Consider the following 24,933-nt stretch of genomic DNA (forward strand, 5'->3'; position numbering starts at 1 on the left):
CGTGGCATCGCCTGTCGTCGTCTTTATCGGTGCTCCTGCTTCGGGTAAATCAAAAATCGCCAAGCGGGTTTCGTCACTTCTCGATGTTCCCAGAATTGATACCGACAAAGTAGTGGTTGAGAAGTACGGCCCGATCGTCGACATCTTCGATTCTTCGGGTGAAGCAACTTTCCGCAATTACGAACGTGCTGCCGTTGTTGATGCTCTTGCGCAGAAGGCCATTGTGAGTTTGGGCGGGGGAGCAGTGCTCGATCCTGCGACTCAGGCAGATTTGAAAAATGTACCTGTTGTTCTTCTCACCGTTTCTGAAGAAGCCGTTGAAGCCAGAATTCAAGGCCCCAAACGACCTCTTCTGAGGGGTGGAATTGATTCGTGGAAAGAACTTGTTGCTGCCCGTATGCCGATTTATACAGAACTTGCATGGAATACTTTTGATACATCGGCTGGTGATCTGGACAAGATAGCTAAAGACATCGTTACTTGGATCAATGCCGGCACTCCACGACAAGGCAGCGCATCATGAGTATTTCCCAGATTCACGTCACCGGTGGCGGCGATTACATGGTCAACATTGGTCGAGGAATGTTGGCCAATCCCGAGTCGTTCTTTGCCCCGATTTTTGGCCCTGCCGTCAATAAAGTTCTGATTATTCACCCGCCGACCATGGGTGCAATCGCGAACAAGCTTCGTGAACAACTCATGGGTGAACGTGAAGTTCTTCTCGCAGAGGTTCCTGATGCAGAAAACGCAAAACGCGTGGAAGTTGCAGCTTTCTGCTGGCAAGTATTAGGTCAAGCTGATTTCACTCGTTCGGACGCCATTATTGGTCTCGGCGGTGGAGCTGTAACTGACCTTGCTGGTTTTGTTGCCGCTACGTGGCTTCGCGGAGTGAAGTTGATACAAATTCCCACGACGGTTTTGGGGATGGTTGATGCTTCTGTCGGAGGCAAAACAGCCATCAATACCGCAGAGGGTAAAAACCTAGTTGGTTGTTTCTATGCTCCACATGCGGTTGTGTGTGACCTAGATGTTCTGGAAAAGCTTCCCCGTAATGAACTTCTTGCAGGTTTTGCTGAGGTTGTGAAGTGTGGCTTCATAGCTGAACCTGAAATTCTCGACATCCTTGAAGCTGATGTAGATGTCGCCACTGACCCCACTTCTCCTCAATTTCAACGTCTCATTGAACTTTCTGTCGGCATCAAGGCTCGAGTCGTTTCAGAAGACTTCACCGAGCAGGGGCAGCGCGAAATCCTCAATTACGGACACACTTTGGGCCATGCTATCGAGCACGCTGAGCGATACACCTGGCGTCATGGCGCAGCAATCAGCATCGGTATGGTCTTTGCTGCTGAGCTCTCTCGCATGACGCAGAATCTTCCTGATGAGGTTGTCGATCGTCATCGACGTATCCTTGAATCTCTCACTCTGCCAACTACGTATGGTGCAGAGGCCTGGGAGTATTTGTTGGGCACGATGAAACGTGACAAAAAGGCTCGTGGTTCCATGTTGCGCTTTGTTGTTTTGCGCGATGTGGGACAGCCCACCATCTTGAACGTTCCAGACACGTCGGTACTGTTCACTGCCTACCAAGAACTGACAGCCTAAGTTTCGTTAGGCTTAGTTATATGGCACGCATTCTTGTTCTCAATGGCCCAAATCTGGGTCGTCTCGGTTCTCGTGAACCAGATGTTTACGGCAACCAAGATCTTGCTGCCCTCAAAGTTCTGCTCGAAGCAGATGCCCCCTCTCACGATATTGATTTGCGTCAGACGGATTCAGAGCCTGAACTGATGTCTTGGTTATTCGAAGCTGTCGATTCGAAGACCCCTGTGATTTTGAACCCTGCCGCATTCACTCACTATTCCTACGCTCTTCGCGACGCAGCTGCCATGGTGACCAAAGCTGGTGTTCCCCTCATTGAGGTACACATTTCTAATCCACACTCTCGTGAAGAATTCCGCCACAACAGCGTAATTTCAGCTGTAGCAACAGGTGTTATTGCGGGATTCGGCTTTGATTCTTACCGTTTAGCTCTGTCTCAACTCACACGCTAGCGCTGCGATGTGCTCGTAATACTGGGCACACACGTAGACTTGTCTGTTGGGTCACCACCCACAGTTTTGCCTTTGGGCATTTTGATTCATAAAAAAGGAACACACATGGCTTCTACCGCTGATATCAAGAACGGCATTGTCCTTAACATCGATGGTGCTCTCTGGACAATCATTGAATTCCAGCACGTCAAGCCAGGTAAGGGTGGAGCTTTCGTTCGCACCAAGATGAAGAACCTGATGACTGGCAAGGTTGTCGACAAGACTTACAACGCTGGTACCAAGATCGACATCACGAACGTTGACCGCCGTGACTTCCAGTACCTCTACAACGATGGCAACGAATACGTCTTCATGGACAAAGGCAACTACGAGCAGCTTTCTGTCTCCGAAGTAGTTGTGGGCGATGCAAAGAACTTCATGTTGGAGAACCAGGACGTTCAGATTGCACTCCACGAAGGAACACCACTTTACGTTGAGCTTCCTGCTTCTGTCGTTCTTGAGATTACCTACACTGAGCCTGGCCTCCAGGGTGATCGTTCAACCGGTGGAAACAAGCCCGCCACTGTTGAAACAGGCTTTGAAATTCAGGTTCCTTTGTTCCTGGAAATCGGCACCAAGGTAAAGGTCGACACTCGTGACGGTTCTTACCAGGGTCGCGTAAACGACTAATTCATGAGCGCTCGTACTAAAGCGCGCAAGCGCGCTCTCGATGTGCTTTTTTCAGCAGATGTGAGAGATATCTCAATTTCTGATGCGTTAGAAGCGGAAGCAGAAAGAGCGGCCAGTGAGCCGGAGCGTTCTGCTTCGTGGCTCTATGCCCGTGAAATTCTTGATGGTGTTATCGACCACAGCGTGGAAATCGATGAAACCATCGAAACATATGCTCGTGGTTGGTCTCTAGAGCGTATGCCTGCCGTAGATCGTGCAATTGTGCGCATTGCTGTGTGGGAAATCCTGTACAACCCAGAGGTTCCGAGCGCTGTTGCCGTGGATGAAGCTGTTGAAGCCGCAAAGACCCTGTCAACCGATGAATCCTCTGGATACGTCAACGGCCTGTTGGCTACTATCGCTTCGACTGCAAACTGATACACTAAGTACAACACCGACATCCTTTAATTTCCGTCCAGAGAGGCGGGGAAGGAGGTCAGAATGACTGCACGAGCTATCATGCAGGCGACTGACATGCAACGCGCATTGACGCGGATTGCTCACGAGATCCTTGAATCTAATCGAGGCGCTCAGTCCCTCATCCTTCTTGGCATTCCCACACGCGGCGTCACGCTCGCACATCGTCTCGCCGAAATCCTCGAATCAATCGTTCCTGGTTCTTCAGTACCTGTCGGCTCCCTTGACGTCACGATGTACCGCGATGATCTGTATCAGCAGCCCACACGCTCCACCGCGCCTACAGATGTGCCTGTCAGCATCGATGACATGACCGTTGTCCTAGTCGATGATGTCCTCTACAGCGGCCGAACAGTTCGAGCTGCACTGGATGCCCTGACAGACCTGGGCCGCCCAAAGGCTGTCCGTCTTGCTGTTTTAGCAGATCGTGGCCACCGCGAACTCCCTATCAGGGCAGATTTTGTTGGCAAAAATCTTCCTTCCGCACACGGCGAGCGCATCAATGTGCGCTTGGTCGAACATGACGGTGAAGATGGCGTTGAAATTGACGAGGTGATGAGCGTATGAAGCATCTTTTAAGTACTCGTGACGTTACCCGTGAAGAGGCTATCCAGCTTCTCGATATTGCCGAAGATATGTCCGCAGTCAATGATCGTGAGGTCAAGAAGCTGCCTGCACTTCGTGGCAAGACTGTTGTGAACCTCTTCTTCGAAGACTCCACTCGCACTCGCATCTCTTTTGAAGCAGCTGAAAAGCGTCTCTCTGCAGATGTGATCAACTTTGCTGCCAAAGGATCTAGTGTTTCTAAGGGCGAAAGTCTTAAGGACACAACGCAAACTCTCGCTGCTATGGGTGTCGATGCTGTTGTCATCCGACACGGCGCATCTGGTGCACCTCAGGTGCTCGCTCAAAGCGGTTGGATTGATGTTCCTGTGATCAATGCAGGCGATGGAACACACGAGCACCCCACTCAGGCTTTTCTGGATGCTTTCACTATGCGTAAGCGCCTACATGGTGCTGGTTCACGTGGAAAGGGCCTCGACGGTGTCAAAGTCAATATTGTCGGAGACATTCTGCACTCACGTGTCGCGCGCTCAAACGTGTGGCTCCTACAAACGCTAGGTGCTGAAGTTCAATTAGTAGCTCCACCCACTTTGCTTCCCCATGCGGTCAACACGTGGCCTGTCTCTGTGAGCTTTGACCTGGATGATGCACTTGCTCAGAGCAAACCAGATGTCGTCATGATGCTGCGCATTCAACAAGAACGCATGCATGACGCTTTCTTCCCTAATGAGCGGGAATACTCCAACATGTGGGGTCTTACACAGGAACGCTTCTACTCACTGCCAGCTAAAACAATGGTGATGCACCCCGGCCCCATGAATCGTGGCTTAGAAATTAGCTCAGCTGCAGCAGATTCCCCACAATCAACAGTCCTGGAACAAGTAGCCAACGGTGTCTCTGTCCGCATGGCAGCGCTCTATATGGTTCTTACCGGCGAACGAGAGGTAACTCATGACTAATCCAGATTTGCTCATCAAAGGAGCCACGCTTCCGGATGGTTCTCGAGCTGACATCCTCATCGAAGGAACGCAGATAACTGCGGTTGGCAAGGGATTGAGTTCTGCCTCTGCAACAACTATTGATGCAGATGGCCTTGTGGTTCTGCCAGGACTTGTCGATCTGCACACACACCTGCGGGAACCTGGATATGAACAATCAGAAACTGTTCTCACTGGTACGCAGGCAGCAGCACTCGGTGGCTTCACTTCTGTGTTCGCCATGGCAAACACCCTTCCTGTTGCGGATACCGCAGGTGTGGTTGAACAAGTGCTTCGACTTGGTGACGAAGCTGGCTACGCCACTGTTCGTCCTATTGGAGCCGTAACCAAGGGACTTGAAGGAATCCAGCTTGCAGAGCTGGGTGCGATGGCCAATTCACGCGCGGCAGTGCGTGTTTTCTCCGATGACGGCAAGTGTGTCTTTGATCCACTGATCATGCGCAGAGCTCTTGAATACGTGAAAACCTTCGGTGGCGTTATCGCCCAGCATGCTCAAGAGCCTCGACTCACCGTTGATGCTCAGATGAACGAGGGCGAAGTTTCAGCTCGTCTCGGTCTTGCTGGCTGGCCTGCAGTTGCCGAGGAATCCATCATCGCTCGCGATGTGCTCTTGGCCGAGCACACTGGCTCTCGTCTCCACATTTGTCACCTCTCTACTGCTGGATCAGTAGATGTTATTCGCTGGGCAAAAAAGCGTGGCATCAACGTCACGGCTGAAGTTACCCCACACCACCTTCTTCTTACTGATGACCGTGTTGAAAGCTATGACGCCCGTTTCAAGGTGAACCCTCCACTGCGACGTGCTGAAGATGTGATGGCGCTTCGAGAAGCACTCGCAGACGGAACCATCGATATCGTCGCAACTGATCACGCACCACACCCCATCGAGTCCAAAGACTGTGAATGGGGAGCTGCTGCGTTCGGCATGGTGGGACTTGAGTCAGCTCTAGCTGTAGTTCAAACCACCATGGTTGAGACCGGTTTGATTGGATGGGCAGATGTTGCGCGAGTCCTTTCTGAAACTCCTGCTCGAATTGGTGGACTTGCAACTCACGGTCAGAAGATCCAGCCAGGTATCCAAGCTGAACTTGTCTTGGTTGATCCTGCTACCCGCCGTAACTTCGGAGTGGAAGACCTGGCAAGCTTGTCTCACAACTCTCCCTACCTTGGGATTGAGCTTGCTGGTCAGGTTGTCGCCACAATCCACCAGGGATATCTCACAACCGATGACCGAACTCTGGTTGCTGCTGATGTTGTATCTGCACAAGCTGAGGTGGTGGCCCGTGGATAAAGTTCTCGCCACAGTCGTGGTAATTGCGCTCATTGCACTTGCTATCTCAGGAATGGCCATTGCTTGGCGCAAGCGTGTAGCTCGAGACAGCCGATTCCAGATCGTTGCTTCTGGTGCTCCTGTTGTTTCTCACAGTTCAGCACCAGCAGAGTTCTCCGGCCTGTATGTCGCAACTACTCTGGCAACTGACCCGCTACAGCGCGTAACTCTTCCGGGTCTTTCCTTCCGTGCTGATGCACATGTTCTCGTGAGCACGGACGGACTTTCAATTGCTCCACGTGGAGAAAAGTCGACCTTTATCCCTGCCGCGCAGATAGTTCAGATTCATCGCACTCAGGTAGCTATCGACAAAGCAGTTGAAAAAGACGGACTAACCGCAATCTCCTGGACAGCTTGGGACACCCTTGCTCAGGAAGATGTTGCGTTCACGTCCTTCTTCCGCTTCTCCATCCCTGAAGTGCGTCTTGCCTGCGAGAACGCGCTCACCATTAGTTTCCCCAACGCCAAAGCCACATCGAAAGAGGTTGCCTCGTGAGTCTCACGACCCCCAATGCCGTATTAGTTCTCGAAGACGGTTCACGTTACGAAGGTCGCGCCTATGGTGCAGAAGGAACCACCTTCGGTGAGATTGTTTTCGCTACCGGTATGTCTGGTTACCAAGAGACACTGACAGACCCTTCCTATGCAGGGCAAATTGTGTTGATGACCGCTCCACACATAGGCAACACCGGAATGAACGATAAGGACATGGAGTCTCGTCGCATTTGGGTTGCAGGCTACGCAGTGCGTGACGCGTCACGCATCGTCTCTAACTTCCGTGCAGAACGAAGCCTCGATAACGATTTAGACCATGAAGGCATCGTTGGTATCCAGGGCATTGATACCCGTGCCGTCACGCGCCACATCCGCTCAAAGGGTTCCATGCGCGCAGGTATTTTCTCAGGCTCAGCAGCAGCAGAATCTGCAGAAGCGCAGCTGACTAAGGTGCTTGAAGCTGATCAAATGGCAGGAAAGAATCTTTCCGCTCAGGTTTCAACTCAAGAAGAATACGTCGTGCCCGCAGTGGGGGAGAAGATTGGCTCAGTTGCCATTCTCGACCTCGGTGTGAAGACCTCGACAGTCAACTACATCGCTGAACGTGGCTTTGATGCCCATGTACTCCCACAAACGGTAACGGCTGAACAAATCCTGGCTATGAAGCCCTCAGCCTTGTTCTTCTCGAATGGTCCTGGAGATCCTGCGGCAAGTGACAAGCATGTTGAGCTCCTCAGTACTGTCCTTAAAGCAGGGATACCCTTCTTTGGCATCTGCTTCGGAAACCAACTTCTTGGTCGCGCACTCGGCTTCAAGACCTACAAGTTGCCTTTCGGACACCGAGGAATCAACCAGCCGGTGCTCGACAAAGCCACTGGTCGCGTAGAGATCACCAGTCAGAACCATGGTTTCGCAGTAGACGCACCGATTGAGGGTGTTCTCGAGTCGCCTTCAGGTTTTGGCCGTGTAGAAGTCAGCCACTACAGCCTCAATGATCAGGTTGTGGAGGGTTTACGCTGCCTCGACATCAATGCTTTCTCTGTCCAGTACCACCCAGAAGCTGCATCGGGGCCTCACGATAGCAACTATCTCTTCGACCGATTCCGCGACATGGTCCTCGCATCCGCTACTACCTCTGGAGCATCGAACTAATGCCACGTCGTCCAGACATCAAATCAGTCCTCGTCATTGGATCCGGTCCGATCGTTATCGGCCAGGCCTGTGAATTTGACTACTCAGGAACTCAGGCCTGCCGCGTTCTTCGCGAAGAAGGCATCCGTGTGATCTTGGTTAACTCCAACCCGGCCACCATCATGACCGATCCTGACTTCGCAGATGCAACCTATGTGGAGCCCATCACTCCTGAGGTCATCGAAGCCATCATCATCAAGGAAAAGCCTGACGCTATTCTGCCCACCCTTGGTGGACAGACGGCGCTCAACGCTGCCATCTCCCTCCATGAGAATGGTGCTCTTGAGCGTCACGGCGTTGAGCTCATTGGTGCCAAGGTTGAAGCAATTCGCAAGGGCGAAGATCGTCAGATCTTCAAAGATCTCGTGCTTGCTTCTGGCGCTGATGTTGCTAAGTCATTCATTGCTCACACACTCGAAGAGTGCATTGAAGCAGCAAAAGAACTTGGCTACCCACTCGTTGTTCGCCCCTCATTCACTATGGGCGGTCTTGGCTCCGGTTTTGCTTACAACGAAGAAGATCTCATCCGCATTGCTGGTGACGGTATTCACTCCAGCCCAACCAGTGAAGTGCTCCTTGAAGAGAGCATCCTGGGTTGGAAGGAATATGAGCTCGAGCTCATGCGAGACACGGCCGACAACACTGTTGTCGTCTGCTCCATTGAGAACGTAGATCCCGTAGGCGTTCACACCGGTGACTCCATCACCGTGGCACCCGCATTGACGCTGACTGACCGCGAATACCAGAACCTCCGTGACATTGGTATCGAAATCATTCGCCTTGTTGGTGTCGATACTGGTGGTTGCAACATTCAGTTCGCCATCGATCCTAAGGATGGCCGTGTCATCGTGATCGAGATGAACCCACGTGTTTCTCGCTCCTCTGCGCTTGCTTCCAAGGCAACAGGATTCCCGATTGCCAAGATTGCAGCCAAACTAGCCATCGGTTACCGCTTAGATGAAATTCCTAACGACATCACCAAGGTGACTCCTGCGTCCTTCGAGCCGACACTTGACTATGTCGTGGTGAAGGTTCCTCGATTCGCATTTGAAAAGTTCCCCGCTGCTGATGCAACTCTGACGACCACCATGAAGTCGGTCGGTGAGGCCATGGCTATTGGTCGCAACTATGCAACAGCTCTCCAGAAGGCGCTGCGTTCACTAGAAAAGCGTGGCAGCTCCTTCCACTGGGGTGAGGAATCACGTTCAGTCGCAGAACTGCTCACCATCTCTCAGGTTCCTACTGACGGTCGAATCGTGACCGTCCAGCAGGCACTGCGCAAGGGTGCATCTCTTGAGCAGGTCTTCGAGGCAACCAAGATTGATCCCTGGTTCATCGACCAAATCGTTCTCATCAATGAGGTGGCTTCAGAAGTTCAGGCTGCACCGGCTCTGGATGCGTCTGTCATTCGTTATGCGAAGGACTTTGGATTCTCTGATGCTCAAATTGCTGAACTTCGTGGACTGACTGAGCAGGAAGTGCGAGACCAGCGTCATGCGCTCGACATCCGTCCCGTGTTCAAGACTGTTGATACCTGTGCTGGTGAATTCCCAGCTTTGACCCCGTATCACTACTCGAGTTATGACCTGGAAACTGAAGTCATGCCGAGTGAGCGCAAAAAGGTTGTCATTCTGGGCTCTGGTCCAAACCGTATCGGTCAGGGCGTGGAGTTTGACTACTCCTGTGTTCATGCATCCTTCGCACTTTCAGATGCTGGTTATGAAACCATCATGATCAACTGCAACCCTGAAACAGTCTCAACGGACTATGACACCAGTGACCGTCTCTACTTCGAGCCCCTCACATTGGAAGACGTTCTTGAGGTCATTCACGCTGAAAGCAAGTCGGGTGAACTTGTAGGCGTCGTAGTTCAGCTCGGTGGACAGACAGCACTGGGTCTCGCAAAGGGCCTCAAGGCAGCCGGAGTAACTATTTTGGGTACAACACCCGAAGCAATCGACCTCGCAGAAGAACGTGGTGAATTCAGCCGTATCCTCGACGCAGCTAACCTGCTCGCTCCACGCAACGGCACTGCCACCGATGTTGAAGGTGCTGTGAAGGTCGCTGAAGAGATTGGTTACCCTGTCCTTGTCCGTCCGTCTTATGTTCTGGGCGGTCGCGGTATGGAAATTGTCTTCGACACAGCAACGCTGCGCGACTACTTTGTTCGTATCGATGGCCAGGCCATCGTTGGGCCAGATTCTCCACTTCTTGTGGATCGTTTCCTCGATGACGCGATTGAAATCGACGTAGATGCCCTCTTTGACGGAGAGCAACTCTATGTCGGTGGCGTGATGGAACACATCGAAGAGGCGGGTGTTCACTCCGGTGACTCGGCTTGTACTCTTCCCCCCATTTCTTTGGGCAAGAAGGATGTCGACCGGGTTCGCGAAGCAACTCTCGCTATTGCGCAGGGAATTGGTGTGAGAGGTCTTCTCAATGTCCAGTTCGCTATCGGTGCTGGCGTTCTCTACGTTCTTGAAGCGAACCCTCGTGCATCTCGTACTGTGCCTTTCGTTTCCAAGGCGTTGGGCATTCCTCTGGCCAAGGCAGCTAGCCGAATCATGGTGGGGGAGAGCATTCGAGATCTCATCTCTGAAGGTCTCCTTCCTATCCAGGACGGCTCTGTTGTCCCCATGGATGCACCCATCGCAGTGAAGGAAGCTGTTCTTCCCTTCAAGCGTTTCCGCACTCCTGCAGGTAAGGTTGTGGACTCGCTGCTCGGCCCTGAGATGCGTTCCACCGGAGAAGTTATGGGTATGGACGTGAACTTCCCCATAGCTTTCGCTAAGGCACAAGCCGGTGCGTATGGCGGATTGCCTTCCTCAGGAACCGTGTTCATCTCTGTTGCAGACCGCGACAAGCGCAACATTATTCTGCCTGCCTTGCGCTTCTCTCAGCTGGGCTTCAAGATTGTGGCTACTGAGGGCACAGCAGAGATTCTTCAGCGCAACGGTATCCCAGCAACCATCATCGGTAAGGTCAGCGCCAAGTTAGGCGATGACACCATCGTTGAGCTCATCAACCGCAACGAAGTAGACATTGTGATCAACACTCCCAGTGGATCAGCTGCTCGTGCAGATGGTTACGAAATCCGCGCATCAGCTATTGCCGCAGACAAGCCTTTGTTCACCAATATGGCTCAGGTCAGTGCAGCTGTTGCTTCTATCGACACAATCCGCGAAGGTTTTGATGTGTGCAGTTTGCAGGAATACGCCATCAAGCGTCGTGAGGCTCTGGCTCGAGCATGAGTGAACTAGGTTTCGGAGACCGACTCCAGACTGCCTTTGGGCAGTTTGGTCACCTCTGTGTCGGTATTGATCCCCATCCCTTTCTCTTGAATGAGTGGGAATTCGATGACACCTCCGTCAGCCTTCGTGAGTTTTCCCTCCGCGTAATCGATGCCTGCGTTGGCCAGGTAGGGATTATCAAGCCACAGGTTGCTTTCTATGAACGCCATGGTGCCAAGGGGATGGACGCTCTCGAATACGTCATTCGCCGTGCTCGTGATGCTGGATTGATTGTCATTTCCGACTGCAAACGTGGAGATATCGGCAGCACCATGGAGGCCTATGCTCAGGCTTGGCTCACTCCCGGTTGGAATCTCGAATCAGATGCCATCACAGTGAGTCCTTACCTGGGCTCTGGAGCCCTCTCTCAAACTGTTGACTATGCCTTGTCTCACAACAAGGGTGTCTTTATTCTCGCTGCGACCAGTAATCCTGAAGCAGCGGTACTTCAGACAGCTCAAGTGACTCAAGGTATTCATCAAGGGAAGACCGTTGCCTCAGCAATGCTGAGCGATGTTGCACGATGGGCAACTGAAGCTACACCAGCCAACTCGGTGGGAGCTGTATTGGGTGCGACACTAGACCTTCCTGCTTTGGGTATTCAACCTGATGACTATCCCGCGCTTCCTGTACTTGCCCCAGGTTTTGGTTTCCAAGGTGCTCGCGTTGAGGATGCTCGTCGTTTGTTTGGAAACCTGTCGACCAATCTGATCGTGTCTGAAACCAGGAGTGTCCTCTCTGCAGGCCGTGAAGGTGTTGTGGAAGCAGTCACTCGTCGTGCTGGAGAGGTTGCTTCCGCTCTTGCCTAACATCATGCCCGAGGTCGACCGCCGCGCAGCTGCGCAGGCGGGAGTCGTCGCGCGTCGCAAACGCGCTGCCATCAAAGCAGATGTTTTTGAAGGCCGCCGTTCTGCTCTTGATGTGTTCGTTGTGGCATCAATAGATCCCTCTTCCTCCGAAGCTACTCTGAGAGTGACTGACTTCCTGAAGTCCCTGCGCGGTGTGGGAGCGAACAAGATTCCACGCATTCTGGAGGATCTTGACATTTCTCCTCGAAAGCGTCTGGGGGGTTTGGGCAAACACCAACGTGTGGGATTGCGTAAATGGATTGTGGCTTATCAGTCAAAGCGCAGTGAATCTTGGTCGCCCAAGGCTGTCGTGCTCGTTGGACCTTCAGGGGTCGGCAAAGGAACTGTTGTTAACCACATAGTTCGCAACCACCCTCAGGTACACCTATCTATTTCTGCTACGACTCGCGATCCACGACCTGGTGAAGTCGATGGGGTCAATTATTACTTCATAGATCACGGTGAATTTGACGCCATGATTTATTCGGAAGCACTCCTTGAGTGGGCTGAAGTTCATGGACAGAACAAATATGGAACACCACGTGGTCCAATCGAAAGTGCCCTTTCTCAGGGGCGAAGTGTCCTGTTCGAGATTGATTTACAGGGTGCACGTCAAATTCGCGAAACAATGCCTGAGGCCAGACTTGTTTTCCTTCTTCCTCCAGATTGGGACGAACTAGTTCGTCGTTTACGTGAGCGTGGAACAGAGTCAGAAGAAGAGATCAAACGCCGGCTTGAAACTGCATTTGGTGAATTGGCTGCCAAAGATGAATTCGACGTTCGGGTAATTAACCGAGACGTCACCGAAGCTGCCCAACAGGTCGTAGACTTAATGGGACTTATCAAGGAGTAATAATGGCTACAAAGCTTGAAGGCATCATCAACCCACCTATCGACGACCTGCTCTCGAAGGTTGAATCTAAGTACGCATTGGTTATCTTTGCATCCAAGCGTGCTCGCCAGATCAACGACTACTACTCCGACCTTCACGAAGGAAGCCTCTTCGACAACGTTGGACCCCTCGTTGACTCCAACATCGACGACAAGCCTCTCTCCGTTGCTATGCACGAAATCAACGAAGACAAGCTAATCGCTCGTCCACTGTCGGCCTAATATCCGAATCGACACCTGAAGTGTCGCGCACACCATTACGCATTGTCGTCGGGATAACCGGCGGCATTGCTGCGTATAAGGCAGTATCTGTCGTGCGTGAATTCGTCAAAGACGGACACCACGTCGATGTCATTGCCACAGAAGCGGCTCTGCAATTTGTTGGGCGCCCAACCCTTGAAGCCATCAGTCGCAACCCTGTTCACGTCGGTCTCTATGACGATGTTGCCCAGGTGCGTCACGTTGCACTGGGTCAACAGGCTGATGTCATTGTTATTGCACCGGCAACAGCAAATACTCTTGCTCAAATTTCTTCTGGCCTAGCTCCTGACTTATTAGGGAATACTGTCCTTGCTCGTCGGGGCCCTCTAGTCGTTGCACCTGCAATGCACACAGAGATGTGGGATAACCCAGCAACTCAGTCAAATATCGCAACACTCATCTCGCGTGGTGTCATTGTTGTTGGCCCAGGTGTTGGTCAACTCACCGGCTCAGACTCAGGTGTTGGTCGTATGAGTGAACCCGAGGACATTGTCGAGGCAACTTATGCTTCAGTATCTTCTGACGTCTATCGAGACTTGGTCGGAAAAAGAATACTCATTACTGGTGGAGGTACCCGAGAGCCACTGGATCCTGTTCGATTTATCGGTAATCGCTCTTCAGGGAAGCAAGCAGTGGCTCTTGCACAACGAGCTCTTGCACGTGGTGCTGAGGTCACCTTGGTCGCATCACATCTAGAGGTTGAACCTCCAACAGGAGTACAAGTTCTATCTGTCTCTACCGCCGCGCAGATGCAGGAAGCAGTTCTTTCGTCAGCGCACGATTTCGACATTGTCATTATGGCTGCTGCTGTCTCTGACTATAGGGTAGACGCTGTTTCCAGCACCAAGATTAAGAAGTCAGAAAGTGAAGGAAGGCTTCACATTTCTCTCGTTGAAAACACTGACATTCTCCGAGAACTCGTTCAGACCAAGTCATCAGGACAGATCATTGTCGGTTTCGCGGCTGAAACTGCTTCTGGAAGTGAGCTTCTTGAGCTTGCTCAAGAGAAGCTCAAGCGAAAGGGCTGTGACTACCTCGTGGTCAACCAAGTCGGTTGGGATCAGGGTTTCGCAACAGAAAGTAATGCCGTCACAGTCATTGCGTCTGGTGGCGATATTCTGAATACAGCAAACGGGACGAAACTGTCTGTAGCGGACACTATTCTCGATTGCATCACATCATCGCCATTCCAGAACGCGTAACTCGCGTGGCACACTCCAACGTCTATGTACGAGAGGACTAATCGCCATGAGCGCTTTACGACTATTCACTTCTGAATCGGTTACCGAAGGTCACCCCGACAAAATTTGTGATCAGATTTCTGACAGCATCCTGGATAACCTTCTTGAACAAGATAAAGGCAGCCGAGTTGCTGTCGAAACGCTTGTTACAACCGGTCTTGTTCATGTTGCGGGTGAAGTCACCACAAAGGGATATGCAGAAATCCCTGACATCGTTCGAAATGTCGTCAAGGACATCGGCTACACCTCTTCAGATATTGGTTTCGATGGAGACAGCTGCGGAGTTTCTGTCTCCATTGGACAGCAATCGCCTGACATCGCCAACCTTGTTTTCGGTCAAGAAGAGCAGGGGGCAGGCGACCAGGGCATCATGTTTGGTTATGCAACTACTGAGACTGCTCAGTTGATGCCCTTGCCGATTTACCTCTCACACCGCATCGCTGAACGTTTAACTCAGGCTCGTAAAAGCGGTCAGCTCTCGTATCTTCGCCCAGACGGTAAAACTCAGGTCACCGTAGGTTATGACGGAATTGTTCCTCGTTCGATTGAAACCGTTGTCGTATCTACTCAGCACGCTCCGCAAGCTGATGCCTCACTTGAAACATTGCGTGCCGATGTCATTGAACACATCATTCGTCCCGTGTTGGCTGACACTGGTTTCGACTCTTCCGAAACGAACTTCATGGTCAACCCCATGGGCAAGTTTGAAATTGGTGGACCAAAGGGCGATGCTGGCCTGACTGGTCGCAAGATTATTGTTGACACCTATGGAGGGGCTAGCCGTCATGGCGGTGGAGCATTCTCCGGTAAAGATCCTTCGAAAGTTGACCGTTCTGCTGCATACGCAATGCGTCATGTGGCTAAGAACGCTGTTGCTGCCGGTTTCGCTGAAAAGCTAGAAGTTCAGATTGCCTATGCAATTGGTGTTGCACAACCTGTTGGTCTCTACGTGGAGACCTTTGGCACCGGCAAGGTTGATGACGAAATCATCATCAACGCAATTCGTGAGACCTTTGACCTCAGTCCTGCTGGAATTATTCGTGAGCTTGATTTGCTTCGTCCGATTTACCGTCAGACTGCTGCATATGGTCACTTTGGCCGTGAACTTCCTGATTTCACCTGGGAAAAGCTCGACAAAGTAGATGACCTTCGCCGTTTGGCTGGTTTGTAATACGTGAACTCCCAACCTGGGTTTGCGAGTGTGTTACTGGACACACCGTTACCTCAGCTTGACCACGTCTTCGAATACCGGATTCCGGAATCCCTTCAAGGTCAAATTCTTGTGGGTTCTAAGGTTTCAGTTCCTTTACGTGGCGGAGCTCGATTCTCGGATGCGTACGTCACTGCAATAAGTGCCAAACAAGAATTTGTGGGAGAACTTCAATACATCGAGAAGGTCATCTCCAAGGTTTCGTTATTGCAACCTGAGACACTTGAATTGGCTCGTAAAGTAGCAGATCGTCAAGCAGGCTCGGCCATGGACGTGATTAGGCTCGCAATCCCAGCTAGATATGTTCGTTCCGAGAAAGCTTTTCTTGCTCAAGACCAAAAAGCACCTACATTTGTGGGCGGAATACACACTCGTCCTCAAGAATTTGCTGAAATCGAACTCTCACCAGGTTCTCGAACCGCAATCAAAGTACCGCCACGGTTAAGTCTCAACACTGGTTCGACTTCATCGAATTGGGTCGAGTTACTTATTTCCTTAGCAACTGAACAACTTTCACAAGGGTTTAGTACTGTTATTGCCGTTCCTGACTTTAGGGACATCGACAGTGTTGAACAGCAGATCAACGCCTCTGGGCTGAGTGAGAATTACGTCCGGGTTGATGCGAGACTTTCCGGTCAAGAACGGTTTACTAATTACCTTCGTTCAATCGGAGAAGAACCACTGATTGTTCTAGGGAATAGATCTGCCGCCCTCGCTCCTGCGCATAATCTTGGCCTTCTCGCCCTCTGGGACGACGGTGATCATAATTTCGAAGAACCGCTTGCACCCTATGCTCACGCGAGGGATGTTGCATTAGTGAGGCAGTCATTGACCAGCTGCTCGCTTGTTTTCGCTTCTCATACTCGATCTCTCGAGACACAGCGTTTGGTTGAACTAGGTTTCTTCGTCGAAGCATCTGTGCAGGCAGTGCAGCAACCGAAGATTGTGTTGACAGATGCACATCTCGAAGAAGGAACATCACCTTCACGTATTCCCAGTGCTGCGTGGCTTGGGGCCAAGAAAGCTCTAGATTCCGGGCCAGTTTTAGTTCAAGTAGCGAGCCCTGGATTCTCTCCAGCACTAGTCTGCAGTGAATGTAAGGAACGTGCTCACTGTTCTTCATGTCATGGACCGCTGCAGTTAGTTCATAGAAATTCTTCACCCAGTTGTCGTTGGTGCGGAAATATGAACACTTCATGGCTGTGTAAGGGTTGCGGTAGCAAACAGCTTCGTCCGGTTGCAGCCGGCACTGAACGAACTTCGGACGAAATTGGAAGAGCTTTCCCAGGAGTGAAGGTGATTGTTGCCGACGGAAATCACATCATCACTTCGGTACCCTCATCTCCGGCCGTCATTGTTGCCACACCAGGCGCGGAACCTGTTGCAGAAGGTGGTTATTCCGCAATTCTGCTCCTTGATGGCGAACGCTTACGCGGCAGAGAAGCTTTTCGGGTTGATGAAGATGTTCTTCGCAATTGGAGTAACACCATTGCACTAGCTAGACCAGAAGCAACGGTGTTCATCAACGGTGCAGGAAAAGCTCTCGGTAAAACTCTTGCAGATTCTGCTCAAGTTCGCTGGGCTGCACATGAACTTTCTGATCGTATGGAATTGCACTTGCCACCAGCTGTTCGAGTGGTGTCGATTTCTGGTCCAACGGAGACTGTAAGAAACACGTGCGATGAACTCCCTGCACTTGCTGGCCATCGAATTCTTGGGCCCGTTGGTCAAAACGATGGTTCTGGTCGTGCACTCGTGTTTTTTGAGTACAAAGATGGTGAGAAACTCGCAACTCACCTTCGTTCGGCCGTGATCACCTCTGCAACTCGTTCCAAGAAGCCGCCTGTCTCATCTGAGCGACCTTCTCGAGTGCTTAGACTGAGAGTGCGTTTTGACGATACTGATATCGATTCGCTCTAAATATTTTCTGTTGTGAGGTTGGTGTTGTGAAAATCATTTTCGCGGGCACCCCAGAGGCTGCAGTCCCCACACTCACATCTTTGATAAACAGCAGCTTCGATGTCGTGGCTGTGTTGACCAGACCTGATGCTCATCAAGGTCGCAAAAGAATCCTGACACCTTCGCCGGTAGCTCAGGTGGCGCTTGATCATCACATACCAGTCATTTATGCCAACCGTATTGATGATGAAATTCAAGCGACAATCGATTTTTTCAACGCTGATTTGGGCGTAGTTGTCGCGTATGGAGCTCTCCTCCCAGAACTCACTCTGGGTTCACTCAAGCATGGCTGGATCAACCTACATTTTTCTTCTTTGCCCTCTTGGCGAGGAGCAGCACCCGTCCAGTGGCAGCTTCTTTCTGGTGAAGTAATGGCAGGTTCTGCTGTGTTCAAACTCGTTAAAGAACTCGATGCAGGAGATGTGTTTGATACTCGCGAGTGGCCCATTCTTCCTGACGAGACAAGCGGCGAACTTCTTGAACGCCTGTCTCACCTCGGTTCTCGACAGGTTCTTGATGTCATTGACTCAATCAACTCAGGTAGGGCAATCGCCACAACTCAATCAGGGGAATCCTCCTACGCTCGAAAGCTCAACCTCGAAGATGGACACCTCAATCTGAACAATGATTCTGATGTCGTCTACAACCAATACAGGGGAGTTACTCCAGAGCCTGGAGCATTCGTAGTCGTCGGAGAAGAAAGGCTCAAAATTCTCGAAGCTTTCAAGGGTGGAGATCAGATTGTGCCGCCAACACAGATTGTTTCCATTGAGAAAAAACTATTCTTAGGGTGCTCCTCAGGTTCACTCGAGCTCATTACCGTTCAACCCTTTGGGAAAAAAGCCATGTCCGCCATGGATTGGTTCCGTGGCCTTCGCCAGGAAGTAGTACACGTTTCGTGACAATCGAGAAGAAGCCTCATTCAAAAGGACCCAGACGGTCGCGGCCAATCACACCTTCACGTCTCGTGGCTTTTGAAGTACTCATGGCCGTGGATGAATATGATGCCTACGCAAACCTCGCACTTCCGGCAAAGATCAAAGAATTTGGTCTGAGTTCGAATGACGCCGGTTTAGCAACCGAGCTCACCTACGGCACTCTTCGCATGCAGGGTTTCTATGACCGCGTCATTGCCAATGCTTCCGCTCGAGATATCGACACTATCGATTTAGTCGTTCTCAACATTCTTCGGATGGGTGTTCATCAACTGTTGAACATGCGCGTAGCTCAACATGCTGCTGTTGATGAGAGTGTCAATCTCGCAGAACACATGGCTTCCCTTGGTGCTGTCGGTTTTGTTAACGCAGTTCTACGTCGAACTAGTCGACATGATTTAGAAGACTGGCAAGACTTCATCACCAAAGACATCGCAAACGCCGACGAGCGATTAGCGGCGCTTTACTCACACCCCGTATGGATTGTTCGATCTCTCAAGCAAAGTCTTGAAGCAGAGGGCAGAGGTGAGGAATTAGAAGCCCTTCTTGCCAGCGATAATGTCAATCCACGCGTTACTCTCGTCGAATTACCTGGATTCGTCGAAACCAACGACGAAGTAGAGGGTGAACCAACTAAGTATTCACCTATGGGAATGTCGCTGAACACCGGGGGAGACCCTACTCGATTTGCCAGAGTTCGAGAGGGTTTCGTCAGAGTTCAGGATGAAGGTTCCCAGCTAGCCGCACTTGTCCTTTCACGGCATCATGACGTTACTTCAGGCGAGCAATGGCTTGATATGTGTGCTGGTCCCGGTGGAAAGGCGGCACTCCTTGCTGCTGAAGCGACTGTTGATGGAGCTGTTCTGACCGCAAATGAAGTGATACCTGGTCGTGCAGATCTGGTTCGGAACGCACTCGCAATACTTCCTGATGTTCATGTTGTCACCGGAGACGGTGTCGACATTGGTCCCGATCAGCCCAATGCGTATGACCGTATCCTTCTAGATGCGCCGTGTACTGGACTGGGTGCTCTTCGCCGCCGTCCAGAAGCGAGATGGCGTAAATCGCCTAAGGATGTGGGTGATCTCACTGGACTCCAAGCTCAATTGCTCGGCAGTGCTATCCAGGCGTTAAAGCCCGGCGGAGTTCTGGCATATGTGACTTGTTCACCCCACCTCGCCGAAACCAGAGGAATTGTTGAAGGTGCTCTTCGGAAGAACTCACACGTAACAGAACTCAATGCACGAGAAGTACTTGCCAACGTGGCTATGCAGCCTATGGACATTGCCGGAGATGCACTATCCGTCCAGTTATGGCCTCATCGTCATGGCACCGATGCAATGTTCATTTCACTTCTGACAAAGTCAGAATAGGCTGACAGCATGGCAATACGGATCAACCCCAGCATCCTTTCAGCTGATTTCGTCAACATGGAACGAGATCTAGGCGCAATTGCTAGTGCTGACCTTGCACACGTAGATGTTATGGACAATCATTTTGTCCCTAACCTCACCTTTGGTCCCCAAATGGTGGGTCGCATTCAGGATGTATCACCTATTCCACTCGATGTTCATCTCATGATTGAGAATCCGGAACGTTGGGCGCCGGGATATGCCGAACTTGGAGCTTATTCTGTAACTTTTCACGCTGAGTCGACAGATAATCCTGTTGCCGTCGCTCGACGATTACGAGAAATTGGTGCTCGAGCCGGACTTGCAGTGAAACCAGGCACCGCTATCGAGCCCTACCTAGAACTGATGTCTGAATTTGATCAAATACTGGTCATGACAGTTGAACCCGGGTTTGGCGGTCAATCCTTTATTTCTGACGTCATGCCCAAGATTGGTCTTCTCGCTGAAGCCAGACGAAAGTCTGGTCTAGACGTGTGGTTGCAGGTTGACGGAGGAATCACCCTCGACACCATCGGTATTGCCGCGGAGGCAGGAGCAGACACATTCGTTGCAGGATCGAGTGTCTATAACTCTGGCAATCCAGAGCAGGCAATCGCTGGACTTCGTTCTGCAGCCCACACTGCGCACAAGCACTAGTAGAAGCAAGGTAGCCTTAAGGGGTGAAATCCTTTGATTCTCTCTTCTCTGAGCTCTCAGCTAAAGCTGTTGAGCGTCCTTCAGGCTCGCGAACCGTTGCAGAGCTGGATGCTGGCGTTCACGCTATTGGCAAGAAAATAGTCGAAGAAGCAGCCGAAGTATGGATGGCCGCTGAATATGAATCGCAGGAAGCGACTTCAGAAGAAATCTCTCAGCTTCTTTACCATGTTCAGGTTTTGATGATTGCGAAAGGTATCTCGCTCGACGAGGTCAACCATCATCTCTAACCGTTCTTACTCCCTTCCACTTCACAAAGGTTTAAACACATGTTGCGCGTAGCAATTCCAAATAAAGGTTCTCTGGCTGAGATTTCTGCTGAAATGCTCTACGAAGCCGGCTATACCGGACGAAAAGATCCTCGGGACCTTCACTACTCAGACACCCGAAACGGTGTTGAGTTTTTCTACCTGCGCCCACGTGACATCGCTACGTATGTAGGTTCTGGTGCACTTGACGTTGGAATTACTGGTCGAGACTTACTTCTGGATTCACACTCTGAAGCTCGTGAAATTGCTGAACTGTCGTTTGGTGACTCTACTTTTCGATTCGCAGGTCCTGCAGGTTCTTTCTCAGATCTTTCTGATTTAGCTGGCAAGAGAGTAGCAACGAGCTATCCAGGTCTTGTGGGCACATTCCTTGCACAAGCTGGTGTTCAATCCCACCTTGTTCAACTTGATGGTGCTGTCGAATCTGCCGTGCGTTTGGGTGTGGCGGACGCTGTTGCAGACGTAGTTTCTACCGGTTCTACTTTGCGTAAAGCTGGTTTGGATATTTTCGGCCCAGTAATTTTGCAATCTACTGCTGTGCTGATTAGCCGTGACGAATCAATTGACGGAATCAGTACTTTGATGCGCCGTCTCCAGGGCGTTCTCGTAGCGAAGCAGTTTGTCTTGATGGACTACGACGTTCCTAAGAACCTCCTTGATGCAGCATGTGACATAGCTCCCGGAATCGAATCTCCAACTGTTAGCCCATTGCACGACCCTGAATGGGTAGCTGTTCGAGTAATGGTTCCTCGCGCAGACCGCAATGACGTGATGGACAAGCTGTATGACTTGGGCGCACGCGCAATTCTAGTTTCAGCTATCCACGCAGCACGCCTGTAGCTATGTCCGTTGCCGTTCGAATCATTCCCTGCCTAGACGTAGCTGATGGTCGTGTTGTCAAGGGGGTAAATTTCCTCAACCTCACGGACCAAGGCGATCCTGTTGAACTTGCTCAGTACTACTACGAACAAGGTGCAGACGAAATCACTTTTCTGGATGTCAAAGCAACTGTCGAAAACCGTTCGACAATGTTTGAGGTGGTTGCTCGCACTGCAGATGCTGTCTTCATTCCGTTGACCGTTGGTGGTGGAGTGCGCACTGTCGAAGATGTGGCTCAGTTACTAGCCCATGGTGCAGACAAAGTGGGAGTCAACAGCGCCGCCATCAAGAGACCAGATCTAATTGATGAAATTTCTTCTCGATATGGGGCTCAAGTTCTCGTACTTTCTTTGGATATCACTCGTTCATCGCATACAGATTCCGGTTTTGTAGTCACAACGCACGGCGGTCGCGAATTGACCGAAATAGATGCTCTGGACTGGGCCCGAGAAGCAATCAACCGCGGTGCTGGTGAGCTTCTGGTCAATTCCATCGACGCAGATGGCACCAAAGACGGCTTTGACTTGGAACTGATCTCTGCTGTGCGGGAAATAAGTTCTGTGCCGGTTATAGCTAGTGGAGGAGCTGGTTCTGCGAAGGATTTCTCGGCTACAATTTCAGCTGGAGCCGACGCGGCTTTAGCGGCGAGCATTTTTCATTCGAAAGCTGTCACTATTAGTGAAGTAAAAGAATCTCTTCGAAAAGATGGGTTTGAGGTGCGCTAGATGATTGCTTTTGACATCACCTCGCTCAAATTTGACGCCACTGGTCTCATTCCCGCCATCATTCAGGACTCCTCAAATCAAGAAGTTCTGATGTTGGGGTATATGAATGCTGAGGCAGTTCGTCGCACCCTTGAGGAAGGTCGCGTGACGTTTTGGTCTCGATCGCGCCAAGAGTATTGGCGTAAAGGTGACACCAGTGGACATGCACAGTTCGTCAGAAGCGTTCACCACGACTGCGATGCTGATACTTTGCTCATTGGTGTGGAACAAATTGGGGCAGCCTGCCACACAGGTTCCCGCACATGTTTTGAAGATTATGACGTGGAAGCACTCACCACAGTCGACTCTTCGGTCCTGAGACAGGTTGATTGATGGCTTCACTCGACACTTCTTTCAAAGATTTCTCTCAGCTCGTTGGTGAGGGACATAAGGTCATTCCGATCACACGGTCGCTCTTTGCGGATGCTGAAACCCCGATCAGTATTTATCGCAAGCTTGCCTCCGGAGTTCCTGGTTCCTTTCTTCTTGAATCAGCAGAGCAGGGTGGAATTTGGTCACGTTTCTCCTTTGTCGGTGTCTCGAGTTACGGTGTCCTCACCGATCATGATGGTGTGCCAACCTGGCAAGATTTTGGCCTCAGTGCCGACGAAGCATTTGGTGGACAGATTCCTCCCACAGGACTGTCGGCATTAGATGCCTTATACCGACGCTGGAAGACTCCACACATTGAAGGAATGCCTCCGCTGACAGGCGCCCTTGTTGGCTTCATCGGCTGGGAGGCAATTCGTGAACTCGAGAATCTCCCCGATGCGCCCACAGCTGATTTCTCAATTCCACGTCAAGCCCTCAGTTTTTCTCGTGAAGTGATTGTTCTCGATCACAAATTCGGGACAGTCACGTTGATTTCGAATGTTCTTGTTCATGAAAGTGATACATCTACTCAAGATTTATTTGAGAAAGCACAGAATCGTCTTGATGATTTGCAGCGCAATTTATCCATTCCTGGTCCTGTTGGTTTGGCACATATTGATCTAGATATCGAAGCTAAACCCAAACTGAGAACTCCCAAGCAGGACTTTCTCAACTCTGTTGTCACGTCGAAGAAGCACATCGTCGCAGGTGATGTATTTCAAGTAGTGATTTCACAGCGGTTTGATGCTCACAATGAAGCCTCACCTGAAGATGTGTACCGCGTGCTGCGCAGTTTGAATCCCAGCCCGTACATGTACTTGCTTGCGCTTGAAACAGTTGATGGAAATCCTTATGCCATCGTTGGGTCCAGCCCTGAGGCCTTAGTTAAGGTCTCCTCGGGTCGTGTTTTCACCCATCCCATCGCAGGTTCCAGACCACGTGGTGCACATCCCGAAGAAGATTTAGAGCTTGAAACAGATCTTCTTGCAGATGAGAAAGAACGCTCCGAACATCTAATGTTGGTCGACCTTGCTCGCAATGACTTGCTTCGGGTGTGTGATGCCGGTTCAGTCGAGGTCACCGAATTTATGCGGGTCGAACGCTTTTCTCACATCATGCACATTGTGAGTTCTGTGGAAGGAAATCTTTCACCAGAGCGTGGACCAGTAGACGTGTTCCGCGCCACGTTCCCCGCCGGAACCTTGAGCGGTGCACCAAAACCTCGTGCACTCGAAATCATTGACTCTTTAGAGCCCGCTCAACGAGGTGTGTACGGGGGAGTCGTGGGGTATTTCGACTTTGCCGGTGATGCTGATCTCGCAATCGCTATCAGAACCGTCGTCCTCAAAGATAAGAAAGCGTATGTGCAAGCTGGAGCAGGTCTTGTGATGGACTCCGTTCCAGAAACTGAGTATCTCGAAACTCAAAACAAAGCTGCTGCACCATTACGTGCTGTTGCGATTGCGAATGCATTGAAGAAGGTCTGATCGTGAACTACCGAAAGTTCAAGACGTATTCGCTTCTTTCGTCATTCGTGCTCTCAGCATTGATACTCATTGGCTGGTCTCAAACGTGGTTCCTCCTCGAAGTAACGTTCCCCACAGAAAACACTGATGGTCTCGAAGTCTCTGGTCAGATAGCAGCACCTGGTTTGAGCGCATTCGGTCTTGCTGGCTTTGCTGTGACAGCCGCTCTTGCTCTTTCCTCAATTCTGATTCGCCGAATTCTCGGGGTTCTGTTGATCATTCTTGGATCAGCAGTTGTTTCGGTCAGTATCTCTGCTTGGTCTGATCCTGTAATTTCTTCTGCGTCGTTGCTGACCTCTTTGAGTGCGATTTCAGATGTAGACACGTTAAGAACTTTCGTGATTTCTTCTCGTGCGACTGCGTGGCCGGGAATGACAGCTGTTGCCGGAATGCTTCTGGTCCCACTTGGAATTGTCATCGTCTTTACTGCCGGAAAGTGGGGTACCGGTAGTCGAAAGTTCGACCGAGTCTCCAAAACGTTTGAAGAAGGCGCACAAAAAGCACCAACTCAATCAGTAACTCCTGAAAATTCAGATGTTTCTTCATCGAATATTGATGCGTGGGACTCGTTGAGCCACGGAACAGACCCGACTATCAACTAGAATTTAGCTAGAAGTTTTTCGCAC

At 51.0% G+C, this 24,933-nt stretch carries 26 protein-coding genes; all 26 read left to right on the top strand.

What is annotated here, in order from left to right:
* Position 1: 1 nt before the first annotated feature.
* Positions 2-523: a shikimate kinase gene (locus M2118_RS06430; RefSeq protein WP_280795101.1), complete on the top strand. Its 522-nt coding sequence runs from the start codon at positions 2-4 to the stop codon at positions 521-523.
* Positions 520-1,605: a 3-dehydroquinate synthase gene (gene aroB, locus M2118_RS06435; protein ID WP_280795102.1), complete on the top strand. Its 1,086-nt coding sequence runs from the start codon at positions 520-522 to the stop codon at positions 1,603-1,605. The genes M2118_RS06430 and aroB overlap by 4 nt, the downstream gene beginning before the upstream one ends.
* 20 nt (positions 1,606-1,625) lie before the next feature.
* Positions 1,626-2,054: a type II 3-dehydroquinate dehydratase gene (locus M2118_RS06440; protein ID WP_280795103.1), complete on the top strand. Its 429-nt coding sequence runs from the start codon at positions 1,626-1,628 to the stop codon at positions 2,052-2,054.
* A 105-nt stretch (positions 2,055-2,159) separates the two neighbouring features.
* Positions 2,160-2,723: an elongation factor P gene (gene efp, locus M2118_RS06445; protein WP_110233253.1), complete on the top strand. Its 564-nt coding sequence runs from the start codon at positions 2,160-2,162 to the stop codon at positions 2,721-2,723.
* A 3-nt stretch (positions 2,724-2,726) separates the two neighbouring features.
* Positions 2,727-3,140, top strand: coding sequence for a transcription antitermination factor NusB (gene nusB / locus M2118_RS06450; protein WP_280795104.1), 414 nt, complete (start codon positions 2,727-2,729; stop codon positions 3,138-3,140).
* Positions 3,141-3,203: 63 nt separating this feature from the next.
* Entirely contained in the window at positions 3,204-3,746 is a 543-nt protein-coding gene (gene pyrR / locus M2118_RS06455; protein ID WP_280795105.1) for a bifunctional pyr operon transcriptional regulator/uracil phosphoribosyltransferase PyrR, read from the top strand.
* Complete coding sequence (locus tag M2118_RS06460; protein ID WP_280795106.1) at positions 3,743-4,702, top strand: aspartate carbamoyltransferase catalytic subunit; 960 nt, start codon at positions 3,743-3,745, stop codon at positions 4,700-4,702. The genes pyrR and M2118_RS06460 overlap by 4 nt, the downstream gene beginning before the upstream one ends.
* Positions 4,695-6,032 (top strand): dihydroorotase, encoded by a 1,338-nt coding sequence (locus M2118_RS06465; RefSeq protein ID WP_280795107.1) that lies wholly within the window; start codon positions 4,695-4,697, stop codon positions 6,030-6,032. The genes M2118_RS06460 and M2118_RS06465 overlap by 8 nt, the downstream gene beginning before the upstream one ends.
* Positions 6,025-6,567 carry a hypothetical protein gene (locus M2118_RS06470; RefSeq protein ID WP_280795108.1) on the top strand — a complete coding sequence of 181 codons (543 nt, stop codon included), beginning with the start codon at positions 6,025-6,027 and terminating at the stop codon, positions 6,565-6,567. Before M2118_RS06465 ends, M2118_RS06470 begins: the two co-directional genes overlap by 8 nt.
* Positions 6,564-7,718, top strand: a complete 1,155-nt coding sequence (carA, locus tag M2118_RS06475; RefSeq protein ID WP_280795109.1) for a glutamine-hydrolyzing carbamoyl-phosphate synthase small subunit — start codon at positions 6,564-6,566, stop codon at positions 7,716-7,718. The genes M2118_RS06470 and carA overlap by 4 nt, the downstream gene beginning before the upstream one ends.
* Positions 7,718-11,008 (top strand): carbamoyl-phosphate synthase large subunit, encoded by a 3,291-nt coding sequence (gene carB, locus M2118_RS06480; RefSeq protein WP_280795110.1) that lies wholly within the window; start codon positions 7,718-7,720, stop codon positions 11,006-11,008. Before carA ends, carB begins: the two co-directional genes overlap by 1 nt.
* Complete coding sequence (gene pyrF, locus M2118_RS06485; protein ID WP_280795111.1) at positions 11,005-11,856, top strand: orotidine-5'-phosphate decarboxylase; 852 nt, start codon at positions 11,005-11,007, stop codon at positions 11,854-11,856. Before carB ends, pyrF begins: the two co-directional genes overlap by 4 nt.
* Before the next feature lie 4 nt (positions 11,857-11,860).
* Positions 11,861-12,748 (top strand): guanylate kinase, encoded by an 888-nt coding sequence (gmk, locus tag M2118_RS06490; RefSeq protein WP_280795112.1) that lies wholly within the window; start codon positions 11,861-11,863, stop codon positions 12,746-12,748.
* Between the two features lie 2 nt (positions 12,749-12,750).
* Positions 12,751-13,008, top strand: a complete 258-nt coding sequence (gene rpoZ, locus M2118_RS06495; RefSeq protein WP_277495022.1) for a DNA-directed RNA polymerase subunit omega — start codon at positions 12,751-12,753, stop codon at positions 13,006-13,008.
* A 20-nt stretch (positions 13,009-13,028) separates the two neighbouring features.
* Complete coding sequence (coaBC, locus tag M2118_RS06500; protein WP_280795113.1) at positions 13,029-14,249, top strand: bifunctional phosphopantothenoylcysteine decarboxylase/phosphopantothenate--cysteine ligase CoaBC; 1,221 nt, start codon at positions 13,029-13,031, stop codon at positions 14,247-14,249.
* Between the two features lie 46 nt (positions 14,250-14,295).
* Entirely contained in the window at positions 14,296-15,459 is a 1,164-nt protein-coding gene (gene metK / locus M2118_RS06505; protein WP_280795114.1) for a methionine adenosyltransferase, read from the top strand.
* Positions 15,460-15,489: 30 nt separating this feature from the next.
* Positions 15,490-17,418: a primosomal protein N' gene (locus M2118_RS06510; protein ID WP_280795115.1), complete on the top strand. Its 1,929-nt coding sequence runs from the start codon at positions 15,490-15,492 to the stop codon at positions 17,416-17,418.
* Between the two features lie 26 nt (positions 17,419-17,444).
* The gene (gene fmt, locus M2118_RS06515) at positions 17,445-18,359 is read left to right on the top strand and encodes a methionyl-tRNA formyltransferase (protein WP_280795116.1); all 915 of its coding nucleotides are present in this window, start codon (positions 17,445-17,447) and stop codon (positions 18,357-18,359) included.
* Positions 18,360-18,424: 65 nt separating this feature from the next.
* Positions 18,425-19,765, top strand: a complete 1,341-nt coding sequence (locus M2118_RS06520; RefSeq protein WP_280795117.1) for an RsmB/NOP family class I SAM-dependent RNA methyltransferase — start codon at positions 18,425-18,427, stop codon at positions 19,763-19,765.
* 9 nt (positions 19,766-19,774) lie between these two features.
* Complete coding sequence (gene rpe, locus M2118_RS06525) at positions 19,775-20,440, top strand: ribulose-phosphate 3-epimerase (protein WP_280795118.1); 666 nt, start codon at positions 19,775-19,777, stop codon at positions 20,438-20,440.
* A 23-nt stretch (positions 20,441-20,463) separates the two neighbouring features.
* Complete coding sequence (locus M2118_RS06530; protein ID WP_280795119.1) at positions 20,464-20,727, top strand: phosphoribosyl-ATP diphosphatase; 264 nt, start codon at positions 20,464-20,466, stop codon at positions 20,725-20,727.
* 39 nt (positions 20,728-20,766) lie between these two features.
* Positions 20,767-21,606 (top strand): ATP phosphoribosyltransferase, encoded by an 840-nt coding sequence (hisG, locus tag M2118_RS06535; RefSeq protein WP_280795120.1) that lies wholly within the window; start codon positions 20,767-20,769, stop codon positions 21,604-21,606.
* A 2-nt stretch (positions 21,607-21,608) separates the two neighbouring features.
* On the top strand, positions 21,609-22,370 hold the full coding sequence (hisF, locus tag M2118_RS06540; protein WP_280795121.1) for an imidazole glycerol phosphate synthase subunit HisF: 762 nt from the start codon (positions 21,609-21,611) through the stop codon (positions 22,368-22,370).
* Complete coding sequence (gene hisI / locus M2118_RS06545; RefSeq protein WP_280795122.1) at positions 22,371-22,742, top strand: phosphoribosyl-AMP cyclohydrolase; 372 nt, start codon at positions 22,371-22,373, stop codon at positions 22,740-22,742.
* Positions 22,742-24,268 carry an anthranilate synthase component I gene (locus tag M2118_RS06550; protein WP_280795123.1) on the top strand — a complete coding sequence of 509 codons (1,527 nt, stop codon included), beginning with the start codon at positions 22,742-22,744 and terminating at the stop codon, positions 24,266-24,268. Before hisI ends, M2118_RS06550 begins: the two co-directional genes overlap by 1 nt.
* 2 nt (positions 24,269-24,270) lie before the next feature.
* A complete protein-coding gene (locus M2118_RS06555; RefSeq protein ID WP_280795124.1) occupies positions 24,271-24,909 on the top strand; it encodes a Trp biosynthesis-associated membrane protein in 639 nt (212 codons plus the stop codon).
* Positions 24,910-24,933: the final 24 nt, after the last annotated feature.

The sequence above is a fragment of the Aurantimicrobium minutum genome (assembly GCF_029892845.1).
GTDB lineage: Bacteria > Actinomycetota > Actinomycetes > Actinomycetales > Microbacteriaceae > Aurantimicrobium > Aurantimicrobium minutum_B.

Coding starts and splice junctions, on each gene's coding strand:
- M2118_RS06440 (WP_280795103.1), top strand. CDS start 1,626: ATGGCACGCATTCTTGTTCTCAATGGCCCAAATCTGGGTCGTCTCGGT.
- gmk (WP_280795112.1), top strand. CDS start 11,861: ATGCCCGAGGTCGACCGCCGCGCAGCTGCGCAGGCGGGAGTCGTCGCG.
- pyrR (WP_280795105.1), top strand. CDS start 3,204: ATGACTGCACGAGCTATCATGCAGGCGACTGACATGCAACGCGCATTG.
- pyrF (WP_280795111.1), top strand. CDS start 11,005: ATGAGTGAACTAGGTTTCGGAGACCGACTCCAGACTGCCTTTGGGCAG.
- rpoZ (WP_277495022.1), top strand. CDS start 12,751: ATGGCTACAAAGCTTGAAGGCATCATCAACCCACCTATCGACGACCTG.
- hisF (WP_280795121.1), top strand. CDS start 21,609: ATGTCCGTTGCCGTTCGAATCATTCCCTGCCTAGACGTAGCTGATGGT.
- hisI (WP_280795122.1), top strand. CDS start 22,371: ATGATTGCTTTTGACATCACCTCGCTCAAATTTGACGCCACTGGTCTC.
- carB (WP_280795110.1), top strand. CDS start 7,718: ATGCCACGTCGTCCAGACATCAAATCAGTCCTCGTCATTGGATCCGGT.
- hisG (WP_280795120.1), top strand. CDS start 20,767: ATGTTGCGCGTAGCAATTCCAAATAAAGGTTCTCTGGCTGAGATTTCT.
- rpe (WP_280795118.1), top strand. CDS start 19,775: ATGGCAATACGGATCAACCCCAGCATCCTTTCAGCTGATTTCGTCAAC.
- efp (WP_110233253.1), top strand. CDS start 2,160: ATGGCTTCTACCGCTGATATCAAGAACGGCATTGTCCTTAACATCGAT.
- metK (WP_280795114.1), top strand. CDS start 14,296: ATGAGCGCTTTACGACTATTCACTTCTGAATCGGTTACCGAAGGTCAC.
- aroB (WP_280795102.1), top strand. CDS start 520: ATGAGTATTTCCCAGATTCACGTCACCGGTGGCGGCGATTACATGGTC.
- M2118_RS06465 (WP_280795107.1), top strand. CDS start 4,695: ATGACTAATCCAGATTTGCTCATCAAAGGAGCCACGCTTCCGGATGGT.
- M2118_RS06460 (WP_280795106.1), top strand. CDS start 3,743: ATGAAGCATCTTTTAAGTACTCGTGACGTTACCCGTGAAGAGGCTATC.
- nusB (WP_280795104.1), top strand. CDS start 2,727: ATGAGCGCTCGTACTAAAGCGCGCAAGCGCGCTCTCGATGTGCTTTTT.
- M2118_RS06550 (WP_280795123.1), top strand. CDS start 22,742: ATGGCTTCACTCGACACTTCTTTCAAAGATTTCTCTCAGCTCGTTGGT.